The 12750-nt window shown below is 51.5% G+C and carries 14 protein-coding genes; 3 read left to right on the top strand and 11 right to left on the bottom strand.

The window, feature by feature from the left end:
• Positions 1-40: 40 nt before the first annotated feature.
• From nfuA to cysQ, 3 genes are all read left to right on the top strand, one after another.
• Positions 41-628, top strand: coding sequence for a Fe-S biogenesis protein NfuA (gene nfuA / locus G7083_RS06940; RefSeq protein ID WP_166014117.1), 588 nt, complete (start codon positions 41-43; stop codon positions 626-628).
• Between the two features lie 124 nt (positions 629-752).
• Entirely contained in the window at positions 753-1316 is a 564-nt protein-coding gene (gene nudE, locus G7083_RS06935; protein WP_166014116.1) for an ADP compounds hydrolase NudE, read from the top strand.
• A 133-nt stretch (positions 1317-1449) separates the two neighbouring features.
• Positions 1450-2289 carry a 3'(2'),5'-bisphosphate nucleotidase CysQ gene (gene cysQ / locus G7083_RS06930; RefSeq protein WP_166014115.1) on the top strand — a complete coding sequence of 280 codons (840 nt, stop codon included), beginning with the start codon at positions 1450-1452 and terminating at the stop codon, positions 2287-2289.
• 74 nt (positions 2290-2363) lie between these two features.
• Here cysQ and G7083_RS06925 read toward each other — a convergent pair whose 3' ends face one another.
• From G7083_RS06925 to gspD, 11 genes are read right to left on the bottom strand one after another with little or no spacing between them, the layout of a single operon-like run.
• A complete protein-coding gene (locus G7083_RS06925) occupies positions 2364-3122 on the bottom strand; it encodes a type II secretion system protein N (protein WP_166014114.1) in 759 nt (252 codons plus the stop codon).
• A 1-nt stretch (position 3123) separates the two neighbouring features.
• Positions 3124-3633, bottom strand: coding sequence for a type II secretion system protein GspM (gene gspM, locus G7083_RS06920; RefSeq protein WP_166014113.1), 510 nt, complete (start codon positions 3631-3633; stop codon positions 3124-3126).
• 9 nt (positions 3634-3642) lie between these two features.
• Complete coding sequence (gene gspL, locus G7083_RS06915; RefSeq protein WP_166014112.1) at positions 3643-4854, bottom strand: type II secretion system protein GspL; 1212 nt, start codon at positions 4852-4854, stop codon at positions 3643-3645.
• Positions 4823-5833, bottom strand: a complete 1011-nt coding sequence (gspK, locus tag G7083_RS06910; RefSeq protein ID WP_166014111.1) for a type II secretion system minor pseudopilin GspK — start codon at positions 5831-5833, stop codon at positions 4823-4825. The genes gspL and gspK overlap by 32 nt, the downstream gene beginning before the upstream one ends.
• A 5-nt stretch (positions 5834-5838) precedes the next feature.
• Positions 5839-6531 (bottom strand): type II secretion system minor pseudopilin GspJ, encoded by a 693-nt coding sequence (gspJ, locus tag G7083_RS06905; protein WP_166014110.1) that lies wholly within the window; start codon positions 6529-6531, stop codon positions 5839-5841.
• Positions 6518-6871 (bottom strand): type II secretion system minor pseudopilin GspI, encoded by a 354-nt coding sequence (gspI, locus tag G7083_RS06900; protein WP_166014109.1) that lies wholly within the window; start codon positions 6869-6871, stop codon positions 6518-6520. The genes gspJ and gspI overlap by 14 nt, the downstream gene beginning before the upstream one ends.
• Positions 6861-7442, bottom strand: coding sequence for a type II secretion system minor pseudopilin GspH (gene gspH / locus G7083_RS06895; RefSeq protein WP_166014108.1), 582 nt, complete (start codon positions 7440-7442; stop codon positions 6861-6863). Before gspH ends, gspI begins: the two co-directional genes overlap by 11 nt.
• A 29-nt stretch (positions 7443-7471) precedes the next feature.
• On the bottom strand, positions 7472-7927 hold the full coding sequence (gene gspG / locus G7083_RS06890; RefSeq protein WP_166015009.1) for a type II secretion system major pseudopilin GspG: 456 nt from the start codon (positions 7925-7927) through the stop codon (positions 7472-7474).
• A gap of 49 nt (positions 7928-7976) precedes the next feature.
• On the bottom strand, positions 7977-9194 hold the full coding sequence (gspF, locus tag G7083_RS06885) for a type II secretion system inner membrane protein GspF (protein ID WP_166014107.1): 1218 nt from the start codon (positions 9192-9194) through the stop codon (positions 7977-7979).
• The gene (gene gspE, locus G7083_RS06880) at positions 9194-10705 is read right to left on the bottom strand and encodes a type II secretion system ATPase GspE (protein WP_166014106.1); all 1512 of its coding nucleotides are present in this window, start codon (positions 10703-10705) and stop codon (positions 9194-9196) included. Before gspE ends, gspF begins: the two co-directional genes overlap by 1 nt.
• The gene (gspD, locus tag G7083_RS06875; protein WP_166014105.1) at positions 10705-12732 is read right to left on the bottom strand and encodes a type II secretion system secretin GspD; all 2028 of its coding nucleotides are present in this window, start codon (positions 12730-12732) and stop codon (positions 10705-10707) included. Before gspD ends, gspE begins: the two co-directional genes overlap by 1 nt.
• Between the last annotated feature and the right edge of the window lie 18 nt (positions 12733-12750).

Here is a 12750-nt window from a genome sequence, read left to right as displayed (position 1 = left end):
ATGGTCAGCAATAACCTATTCTTTTACTCGGGTATTCGTCGTGTCAAATCCAATTACTATTACTGAATCAGCTCAATCTCACTTCGCGAAATTGCTCGCTCAGCAGCCTGAAGGGACTAATATTCGCGTGTTTGTGGTTAACCCTGGAACACAAAATGCCGAATGTGGTGTTTCTTACTGCCCACCGGAAGCGGTAGAAGCTACCGATACCGAGCTGACCTTCACCAACTTCTCCGCTTATGTTGATGAGCTAAGCCTACCGTTTTTGGAAGACGCGGTGATTGACTTTGTGACCGACAAAATCGGCTCACAACTGACCCTAAAAGCACCGAATGCGAAAATGCGCAAAGTGGCTGACGATGCCTCACTGATCGAGCGGGTTGAATATGCACTACAAACTCAGGTTAACCCACAATTGGCGGGCCACGGTGGCCACGTCAGCTTGATCAGCATCTCTGATGATGGCGTTGCACTGGTACAATTTGGCGGTGGCTGTAATGGCTGCTCAATGGTCGATGTCACACTCAAAGATGGGATTGAAAAAGAGCTGCTGGCTCAATTTGCAGGGGAACTGACGGCAGTTCGCGACTCCACCGAACATGATCGCGGTGAGCACTCTTACTACTAGCCCCTCTTAGTGAGCTCAGCACCAAGCACCTCAAGCTGATGGTTCGCCATCGGCTTTTCGGCCAATGATTGGCAGCCATCGTCACCACCGATCGTGACTAAACCTTTTACAGCGGAGCCTTGGTATGCCATCCAAATCTTTACCCGCGATACTGGAATGCACCACCATCGCCCAGTCGCGACTGTTTACTATTGAAGCGGTGGATCTGCGTTTTGAAAATGGCGCACAGCGTACCTATGAGCGAATGAAACCCAGTGGACGAGAGGCGGTCATGATGGTGCCGATCACGGCTCAAGGTGATCTGTTGTTGGTGCGCGAATACGCTGCCGGAACCGAGCGTTATGAATTGGGTTTTCCAAAAGGGTTAATCGATGCCGGCGAAAGTGCCGAACAAGCGGCCAATCGCGAATTGAAAGAAGAGATTGGCTTTGGCGCGCACCAATTAATTCCACTTAAAAGCGTCGTGCTTGCCCCATCCTACTTCTCAAGCCGTATGCAGTTATTTATCGCGCAAGATCTCTATCCTGAATCATTAATCGGTGATGAACCTGAACCTTTAGAGATCATTCGCTGGCCATTAGCTCAAGCCGAAGAGCTGCTGACCCATCTCGATTTTTGTGAAGCGCGCAGTATCACCGCATTACTGCTCGCTCTACGCTTGATACAAGCCGATACCCAAACCACTTGAAGATATTCCGGTAGACGACCAAGGAACAAAACCTCTGAGCATAGATAAAGATGTGATGAAGTTTGTGAGTACCCGTCAATACCGCGGCAACTTCAAGTAGAACGGGGATAAATCACCAACCTTTGGAGTGATTATGTCAACCAGCCACGATTTCTCATCCTTACTGCCCAAAGTGATTGCTATCGCCCAAGCGGCAGGGCAACTGATTTTAGATATTTACCAACACCAATCCTATCAAGCATTCACTAAAAGTGATGCCACGCCAGTGACCAGTGCCGACTTGGCGGCACATCAATTGCTGTGCCAACAGTTACAGCAGTTAACCCCAGACATTCCAATCCTCTCCGAAGAGGATGCCGAGATTTCACTGGCTACCCGTGCTGCTTGGCCGCGTTACTGGCTGGTTGATCCATTGGATGGCACTCAAGAGTTCATCGACCGTAGTGGCGAATTTGCGACCATTATTGCACTAGTGGAGCATAATCAGCCGGTGATGGGAGTAGTGTATGCCCCAGTATCCGGCGTGACTTACTACGCCTATGCCGGTAAAGGAGCATGGAAAATTACCGATAAGGCGCAGAGTGTGCCAATGCAAACTTACCAACGCGAATCGGTTGATCATTCACTGAGCATCGCGATCAGTCGTCGCCAAGACATCAATCAAATCACCCACCGCCTCAATAGCACATGGCATTACAATCTGCTACCACTGGGCTCTGCGGCATTGAAAGCCTGTTTAGTGGCTGAAGGCGCGGCCGATTGTTATCTCCGTTTGGGTCCAACCGGTGAATGGGATACCGCCGCCACCCAATGCATTGTCGAACAAGCCGGTGGCCGCATTGTGAGCACCGAGTTAAGCCCACTCTCGTACAATCAGCGCGAAAGTTTACAAAACCCAGATTTCATTGTGCTCGGCGATACCAATTTACCTTGGTCTGCCATCCTGAATCTGCCGAGCGATAAAATCATCTAACCGTGCGAGACCGTAATCTTGCTCAAGGCTATAACTTAACGTGATTGCTAAAAGTGATTGAACAAGGTTATTGCTCAAAGTTGCCCTTGCGGATTAAACCGATAACGGCCTTGTGCATCAGGAGCGGGTAACCAGTTCAACGACGGCTTTAAACCATCAGGAAAGGCGTCTTGCGGTTGAAACCATGCTTGTACTTGGTAACGATGATCTGCCTGTAGCGTCAGGTTAAACTGACTGCTGACCTGCTCAGTTTGCTGGCCACCTTGCGCAGTGATGACACTGTCTTGGCAACGGAAATCCGCCAGCACACTCCCGAGATCCAGCGGCGCCAGCGGCGATGTAACTTGCGCTGCTGACCAAGCCAAACTGCCCTGTGCTTGCTGGCAATAATGCTGAGCGAAGCGGTAGTGTTGCAACGTTAATTCCAACTGCCCCTGCACCGTTAAGGGAAACGGCAAACTAAGCCATGGCAACGCTTGCTCGGCGGGTAACGACAGCAGCAGATGATCAGCATAAGGCCCAGTTAAGCCAACACCAACCACGCCTTTACCACGCAATTGGTTGGCGCTACCCCGCCCAAAGCGCACATCGGCTTGCAGCCGTGCCAGCAGTAAACGGCTCAATTGCAGATCCCAGTTCAGATCGCCAAGATTGGTTTGTTGCCACTGTACTTGGGCTATTTTGCCCTGCCACAATGTGCCTTCAATCCCATTGAGCTGTAAACCCTCTGGCAACGGTAGCGGTTTGAATGCGACCTGCGCTGGCAGATGCGCCAGCACACTGACCAACACGACCGCCGAAAATAACCCACTATAAGCTATCGTACGCCGCATCTTAAGCGCCTCGCTTTAACTGTAAGCGTTTGACTTCAACCAGCCCGCTCTCTTTACCGCGGTCGATATCGATCACATCCACACTCACCCCTTGTCGCTGTTGTAAATCGGCAATCCAAGCCACCAACTGGGTAAACGGCAGTGGTTGGATCCACACTTGCATCATTTCTCCGCGCGGTTGTACCCGGATCAACTCAATCTTGAACTGACGAGTCGATTGAGTGATCACCTGATTGAGTGACTGATTAGTCGCCGCTTGCCCACCACTACCTTGCCCAGCTTGACCACGTAAAGTCACAATCCGGTTGGCATTATCACTCACCCAACTCAGCAGCTGTTTTTCACTCTGCAAACGCGCTTGTGCCTGAGCGGTACGCTGCTCTAGCGGTTGCCACACGCCCCAGTAGCTGATCGCGATGAGGGCTAACGCGCCACTCACCAACAGCATTTTTTGCTCGCGCGACGTCACACTGCGCCACCAAGCCTGTATCGAAGCTAATAACGGTTTCATCCTTTCGCCTTACTTTGGCTTAACCAGCAACACACCAAACACTTGCTCACCATTTTTGTTCACTTGGCCTTGTTCGACCACAAAATGCTGCTCAAGCTGGGTACGTGCTTGCTCAAAACTTTGGAAATCACGACTGGTCGCCTCTAGGCGGACTTCATTGCGATTACCATCAAATTTAATGCTTTGCAGTTGCAGATTAATTCCACTCAATGCGCTCGGTAACGGAGTCAGCCAGTGTAATAGGCTGCTTGCACTGGAAGTGCCAGATAAGCGCGCCAGCTCATCGCTGATCTGCCGTCTTAAATAGGTCACGGTTGGAATACGCTGCCGATCAGTAAAAATAGTCCGAAAAATTTGCTCACTTTGCGCACGGTAGGCATCGGCTTGTAACTGATACTGATGGGCTTGCAACACACTATGGCCGATCGTTACTGCGACCAATAACCCAGCGGCGATGCCAACTTTGCGCCAAATTCGCCAATGGGGCAGCCAAGACGATTGTGGCTTAAATCGACCGCTGAGCAGGTTAAATTTGCTACTCAATGCTTCTTGGGTCAGCAGTTGCATGACTAAACTACTTGGCTGATCTTGCCACACTTGCTGCTCAGCCAAGGCTAACGAGGGTAATGGCGTGAAAGCGTGGAGTGGCAGGTACTGCTCATCTTGCTTTACCCAAGCATCGGTGGCGAGCAAACTTAACCACTGAGTATCGAGTGCCATGCCTTGGGTCTCGCTTTTACGCACCAACCACTCATCACCCAATTGCAATGCGCTTAAACCGGCGTCAACACGAGGAACCGCCAGCACATCGGGCAGCACGCGTTTCACTGACAAGCCACATTCGCTCAGCCGCTCCAAACAAGCAGCGAACCAGCGGCGGTCCACACCGAGCACATCGGCACTGTCACGCCCTTTACTGAGCACACAAAAATGCAACTCTTCAACATCTTGTGCGATCTCATCTTCCAGCAAATAGGGCAACATACTCTCTAGCTGCCGCGCCGCACCGGGCGGGATCGCCACTCGGCTTAAGATCAGATCACTGGCCGCCAGCAGCACTAATACGCTACGCTCGGCCGCATAGCTTTCCAGCTCATGTAAAGCTTGCCAGCCAGCCACTTCACCGCTAGCAATCACTTGCTGCAGTTCGCTAGACCATACTAACCAAGGGATTTCGGCCTCGGTTTGACTACTCAGTCGAACGGTCAGAAACTCGCTCACTGATCCCTCCAAAGCGACGGCTAACCACCGTCGCAGTTTTTTTATCGTTACTGTAAAACAGGCTGCGGATCCGCACACGCGAAGCATCGACCAACACCTGAGCATCTAATTCAAAGTAATGGCTATCGACACTGAGGTATTTTTTCGCCTCCTCACGTGTCGCTTGCTCGACGCCATTGAGCGCCGACTCAGCCAGAAAATCTTCCACACTTGCCCAACCATCAAAGGGGCGCCCTTCCAACAAGGTTTTGGCGCTCGAACGACTCAAAGCAGGACTAAACATCGCCGCCAACAGCGCCGCTTGTTCAGCAGGCAAGGTATTAACATTTAAACGCCACTGATCGGTCGGTAGCGCACACAGATAAGGCAGCGCTTGCTGCATTAACTCACCACTCACTTGCTGCACCGCACGCCATTCGCTGGCATCGGCTAACCAAGCATCCGCCGCTAGATAAGCTGGGTGCATCGATTGATAGTAACTGTCTTCAACCCCATAGGCGGTGCGCACTGAGTCATCACCATCAATAAATTCCAGCGTCGAGTCAGCGATGGTTTCCGCCAGATACCCCTCCACTTGCCACTCTTCGCTTAGCGCTTGTAAAACCCGTAACAAATATGGCTTTTGTACGCTATCGGCACTGATCTTGACCTGCGCCAACGCGTTAAGGTTAAAGCAAGCTTGCATATCGCGAATTTTACCGCTCACCTGACCGTAATCGAGTGGGTAGGTTTGCTGCTGGGTCGCCCACGGCTGACTCAAATTGATCGTCTGGCTATCTTGATAGCTCTGCTCGATGCCTTTTTTGACCAAAGCTTCGACACCGAGACTATACCAATAGGCTTGCTGGTAATTGAGTTGATGGGTGGCGCGCTGAAACTGGCTAAATAGGCGCTCAGCCATCGTAGCCGCAATCGACACCATCACCGCCAGCAGCAGCAACACCACAATCAGCGCTACGCCGCGCTGCTTAACGACCATTATGCTTAACTACCATTATTGCTACTCTCAGCCTGATTGAGGGTCGCGCCGCCAGTCAAATAAATCCGCTCCAACTGACCATAATCTTGCAACTGCAGCATCACTTTAACTGCCTCAGGCAGCGCATGCTTGGTTGACCATTCCGTGCGCCACTCACCTTGTTGATAAAACTGCACCTGCCAATCTTCGACACCGGTTAATAACGGCGTCACCAAGCCGAGCTGCCCCACCGGAGTATCGGGATAGTGCCACCATATACGCTCTAAACGCTGCTCATAAATTCGGTAGCCGACTTTCGCCACCTCGCCGCGTGGAAACTGCTGCTGTGGGTTATGCCAACCCAGACGGGTAAACAGCAAGCCATGTTGATCCGAATCGAGCAAAGATGCTTGCCATTGCAACAGCAGCTCGCTCGGCGCTTGTCCATCGGTGCGAGATTGGCGCAGCGCCATCTGGCGAAAATCGGCATCCATGATCACCAGCGCGCGTTGTAACTCGGTCAAGCGCGCGCTGCGTTCGGCCGAAATTTGATTACTGCGCTGCACTTGGTTAAGCACCTGATAAGCGCCAATGCTCAAACTGGCAAAGATCGCTATCGCCACCAACACTTCAATTAAGGTGAATCCGGCACTTTGCAGGCCCGCTAACTTAACGTTCGCAGACCGCGATAGCGTGTGCCGTGGTTTAATTGGCAACATAGCTACGCACCGTCACGACCGGGGTCGCCCCTTTTTCGGTTGCCACACTCACATCAAAGGCTTTGAGCAGATTGTCGGCGGTTGGCACTCGGCTAAGTTTCCAATACCAGGTTCGGCCGGCCATCTGCTCACTGCCCTCACGCGCCGTCAGCGCTCGCGGATTAAGCATCACTTGCGCCATCTGGTTATCCACCACCATCGCCGCAAACAGTTTCTCTTCCAAATAATTGACCGTATTGATGTGCTGACTGACCGAACGGATGACACTGATCGCCGCCGTCGCAAAAATCGCCAGCGCCACCAGCACCTCCAACAAAGTGAAACCGCGTCTATTCTTCATCACTTTCTCCCGGTGCCAGCAGGTGCAGAGTGCCATTTTCTTGCGCGCTGACTCGCCACTGCTCATCGCGTGGTTGTCCTTTAGGGAAAATGCGCAGCGTAAATGGCGTCACTTCGCCACTCGATAGCACAAATAGTTGCGGCGGGCGCTCCTGCTTAGTCGCTTGCTGCTCGGTAAACATCTCTTCATCAAACAGCGTACCGGGATTAAACAGTCGCTCATCATTTTGCCAACGGCTGCCGCCCAGTTGTAGCTCAAGCTGCAAGTTGCCATCGAGCGTGGTTTGATTGGTCATTTTATTGCTTTGCCACTTCTGCCAACCTTGATCCGCACTCAATTGTAAAAAAGTCAGCCGCCGCGCCTCAACATCGACTCGCACCCCAAAATCTTGCCCACTTAGAATCGCTTCTTCGTTAAGCAAAAGTAAGCGCTGATAGAGACTCTGGGCACTGATTTTGGCTTCATCGTTGACTGAGCCGGGCAAGGTGGCGATCACCGCCACCGCACTGACCGCCACCAACACCAGCACCAGCAACACTTCCAGTAATGTAAAACCGCGCGTCGCTGTCATGGATTGGATCGATACCTTATTGTTCAAGTTTATTGAAAATCTTGAATGTTCCAGTTACCGACATCGGCATTCGGGCCTTCACCACCCTCTTGGCCATCCGCACCTAAGGTGAAAATATCCAATGCGCCTTTATCACCAGGACTCAAATATTGATACTCATTGCCCCAGGGATCTCTTGGCAGACGGCGAATATAACCCCCATCACGATAGTTGCGTGGCTCAGGGTTGCTTGGCTTACTCACCAGCGCTTCTAAGCCTTGATCTGTGGTTGGGTAGACGCTGTTATCCAGCTTGTACATATCGAGGGCATTTTCCAGCGCCACAATATCGGTCACCGCTTTTTGTTGGTCGGCTTTCTCTTTATTACCCAACAAATTTGGCACCACAAAGCTGGCTAAAATGCCTAGGATCACCACCACCACCATCACTTCGAGCAAGGTAAAACCCGCTTGCTTACCGATCGGTTTCCGAATTGCTTTACGCATTGTTTTCATAGTTACTCCACACTATTTCGTCGCCATCGCACGTGACGACTTAACGACTCATTAAATTATTCATTTCCAAAATCGGCATCAGGGTTGCCATGACAATAAACAGCACCATGCCCGCCATTAATGCAATCAAGGCGGGGGTAAAAATCCCCAACGCGATATTGACCGTTGATTCAAAACTCTGATCTTGGTTATCCGCCGCGCGCGTCAGCATGCTTTCCAATTCGCCACTTTGCTCACCACTGGCGATCATATGCAGCATCATCGGCGGAAACAATTTGGTCTGCTCAAGCGCCTTGCGTAGGCTCGAGCCTTCACGAACATTTTCCGCCGCGGCTAACACCTGCTGTTTGACAAATTGATTGGTCATTACATCCACCGCAACCCGCATGCCATCCAAAATCGGGATCGCACTGGAGCTACAAATCGACAGCGTGCGCGCAAAGCGTGCGGTGTTAAGACCGCGCGCAATTTTGCCAATCATCGGCAGGCGGATCACGCGCCGATCCCAAGCCAAACGCAGATCCGGCTTAGTCAGCGCATAGCGCAGCAGGTAGATCAACACGAGCAAGCCAATCAGTAGCCACACGCCCCAATGCTGTAAAAAGTCACTGGCATCGAGCAAAAACTGGGTCGAAGCCGGCAAGGCTTGCCCCATTTGCACAAACTGCCCGACAATTTTAGGCACCACCGCCGCCAACAAAAAAGCCACGATGCCGACCGCAAACACCACCAACACCACCGGGTAGATCATCGCTTGTTGCAGCTTGGAGCGCATTTTCTGCCGATTTTCCGCATAGTCTGCCAAACGCTCTAATACCGAATCGAGATGACCGGATTTTTCGCCAGCCGCAACCATCGAGCGAAACAGCTCATCAAACACTTGCGGGTAATCGGCTAAGCTATCGGACAAGGTATAACCTTCGGTCACTTTGGCGCGCACCGCCACCAACATGCTGCGAATACGTGGCTTTTCCGACTGCTCGGCCACCGCACGCAAACACTCTTCCAGCGGCATCCCTGATTGGACTAGCGTCGATAGCTGACGGGTGATCAGCGCCAAATCTGGAGTGCTAATCCCGCGCTTAAAGCCTAAACCTTGGCGGCTACGCGCCGCTTTTGCTTGGGTTTCCAGCACTTCAATCGGCACTAAGCCTTGCTCTTTGAGGCGCTGCCGCACTTGACGCGCATTATCGCCTTCAATGATGCCTTTTTTATGACGCCCTTTGTTATCTAACGCTTTGTATTCAAACGCCGCCATCAGGACTCCTTGGTCACCCGCATCACTTCTTCCAGCGAAGTAATACCTTGGCGAACTTTGTCTAGACCATCATCACGAATGCTTGGCGTAGTCGCACGGATCTGTTTTTCCATCGCCTGTTCACCCGCTTCGCTATGGATCAGCTCTTGCAACGCATCATCGACCAGCAGCAGCTCGTGGATACCGGTTCGGCCACGATAGCCTTTATGGTTACACTTAGGACAGCCTGCCGCTCGATACAAAATCAGTGGCTCTTTTTTCTTGCTATCAAATAGTTTGCGCTGCTCTTTATCCGCTTCATACGGCTGTTTGCAATCGGCGCACAGCGTGCGCACCAAGCGCTGCGCCAGTACGCCAAGCAGTGATGAGGAGATCAAAAACGGCTCAATCCCCATATCACGCAGACGGGTGACCGCACCCACCGCGGTATTGGTGTGCAACGTCGACATCACTAAGTGACCGGTCAGCGAGGCTTGCACAGCAATTTGCGCAGTTTCCAAGTCGCGAATTTCCCCAACCATTACCACATCGGGATCTTGACGCAAAATGGCGCGTAAACCGCGGGCAAAGGTCATATCCACCCGTGGATTGACTTGGGTTTGGCCGATGCCATCAATATCAAATTCAATCGGATCTTCGACGGTGAGGATATTGCGCTCGCTGCTGTTAAGCTCTTGCAAACCGGCGTACAAGGTGGTCGATTTACCTGAACCGGTCGGTCCGGTGACCAAAATGATCCCGTGAGGACGCGCGATCAAGCGGCGGAAATTGTCATGGTTTTGCGCAGTCATGCCCAAGCTGTGCAGATCAAGCCGCGTGGCATTTTTATCGAGCAAGCGCATCACGACTCGCTCGCCGTGGGACGAAGGCATGGTCGACACCCGCACATCCACCGCTCGGCCACCAATGCGCAGTGAAATGCGCCCATCTTGCGGAACCCGTTTTTCAGCGATATCTAGCTTGGCCATCACTTTCACCCGCGACACCAGCAGTGATGAGAGTTTGCGACTCGGCGCTAACACTTCACGCAGCACCCCATCGACCCGAAAGCGGATCGACAAGGTTTTTTCAAAGGTTTCGATATGAATATCCGATGCCCCTTCTTTGATCGCTTCGCTCAGCATCGCGTTGATCAGTTTAATGATCGGCGCATCATCTTCACTTTCCAGCAAATCTTCATTTTGTGGCAGCTCTTCAGCCAGCGAGAAGAAATCATCATTGTCGGCCCCAATATCTTCCATCAACTGCCGCGCCTCCGATGAGTCGCGTTGATAGACTTGGGTCAGTTTGAGTTCAAACTCATTCTGCGCCAACGCTTGCAGTTGAAACGCATGTTTAACCACGCGTTTGGTTTCGACCAGCGCCTCAATCGACAATGGCGCTAAATAGTAGATGGTGGCCTGAGAAAAATCTTCATTCCAATCGAGCAGTAACTTAAACCGATTGGCGAAGCTAAACGGCAGGCGACGGATCAACGGTTGCTGTACTGGAGAGATCACCATTTCAGTCATTATTTAAGGTCCATCTGTTCAATAAAGGCTTGAATTTCTGGTGGATGAAGCTGATCCGCGCCAAATTTTGGCAGCACAGGCACACTGGCATCATCCAGCAAGCGCAAGCCTTTTTCCGCGCGGAACAGTTGCTCGGCCCGAATGTAATTGTATTTACGCTGAGTGATGCCATCTGCGGTCATACCATCACGAATAATGGTTGGCTTGATAAACACCATCAGATTTTTCTTTTCCAACTGGGAACTGGTCGAGCGGAACAGCTGACCAAGCAGCGGAATATCGCCGAGCAGTGGCACTTTGGATTCACTCTCTAGCGCTCTTTCATCAATCAAACCACCGAGCACCAGCATCTGACCATCTTGTACCATCACCGAGGTGTTGAGCTGACGTTTAGCAAAACGCACGTCAACCGCGCCATTGGCCCCCAACACATTGGACACCTCTTGCTCAATGTTGAGCTGCACTGAGTCACCTTCGTTGATTTGCGGCACCACTTTAAGCTTAATCCCGACCTCTTTACGCTCTACGGTTTGGAATGGGTTGGTATTGCTTGAGCTTGCGGTTGAGCCTGTGATCACCGGCACTTCTTCACCGACGATAAATGAGGCTTCGCCGTTATCCATCACAGTGATACTGGGTGACGACAGAATATTTGAGGTGGAATCATTCGATACCGCATTGATTAACGCGGTCCAGTCGCCCAAGGCCAGACTGACCGCAGCACCTTGCATTCCCGACAACGCGGAGGCTAGCGTCGAATAGTCACCTTTGGTGGTGGTCTCTTCGTAATATAAAATCTGATCGGAATCACTCTTACGAACTGGCTTCTTCTCGGTCGTGTCTTTGGCTTCTTCAAGACCAATCATCACATTTCCAATCGAAGCACCCGTGTTGCCATATTGGATCACCGAGCCGCTTTCCAGCGAGCCCCACTGCACACCAAGGTTAATGCCATCGCCCTCGGACATTTCGACAATCAGCGCTTCAATCAACACTTGCGCGCGACGAATGTCTAATTGGCCAATCACCTCCAGCATCGCATTCATAATATCTTGCGGAGCCGTCAGCACTAGCGAGTTGGTATCCACATGCGCGGCAATCATCACTTCGTTACGCTTGGAATTGTTTGACTGGCCGCTGCCTTTCTCCGCTTGCAGATTGTCGGATACGCCCTTTAACACTTCGACCATATCGTTGGCTTTGGCGTATTTAAGGTACACCACACGGTTATTGCCTTTGGTTGCCATTTCGACATCCAGCTGTTTAATCAACCGTTTGAGTCGATCACGCACTTTCGGATCACCGGAAATCAAAATCGAGTTAGTACGCTCATCAGCGACAAACTTGGGTTTTAAGAATTCTGGGGTATTTTGCGCATCGGTGGTTTTGCTGAGCGCCTCAACTATCCGTACCATTTCCGCTGCCGACGCGTTATTGAGTTCAACCACTTCAATCTCTTTATCGCCCGCCTGATCGACACGGCGAATGATTTCTGCTAAGCGATTGACGACTGCAGCTCGGCCAGTGATCAAAATAATATTGGCCGGATCGTAATGCACCACGTTGCCAGCCCCGGCGTTATCAATCAGTTGACGCAGCAGAGGCGACAGTTCACGTACCGATACATTTTTTACCGCCACCACTTGAGTGATCACCGTATCGCCATTGGCACGCTCATCACCACTGAGAACTGGAATGGCGGAGGTTTTGGCATCTTTCGATTTGATCACCTTGAGCACGCCGTTATCCATTTCGACCACGGCAAAACCATACACTTCCAGCACACTCAAAAAGAAGCTGTAGTATTGCGCTTCATTTAAGGTATCAAAACTGCGCACATCGACTTTGCCGCGCACGGAAGGGTCAACAATGATGGTTTTTTCCAGATTACGCCCAACAATATTGATAAACTCTTGAATATCAGTGCCTTTAAAGCTGGCACTGTACTGGTTTGCCACCGCGACCAACGGCATCGACAGTAAACTGCCGGCCAATAACCATGAACTTTTTTTCAGCCACACTTTCACTGGGAACTCCCTTGCCTC

It is taken from the genome of Vibrio sp. HDW18 (assembly GCF_011306175.1).
Taxonomy (GTDB): Bacteria; Pseudomonadota; Gammaproteobacteria; order Enterobacterales; family Vibrionaceae; genus Vibrio; species Vibrio chanodichtyis.
Note: the sequence above shows the minus strand (reverse complement) of the source record. Positions and strands in the feature narration are given on the sequence as shown.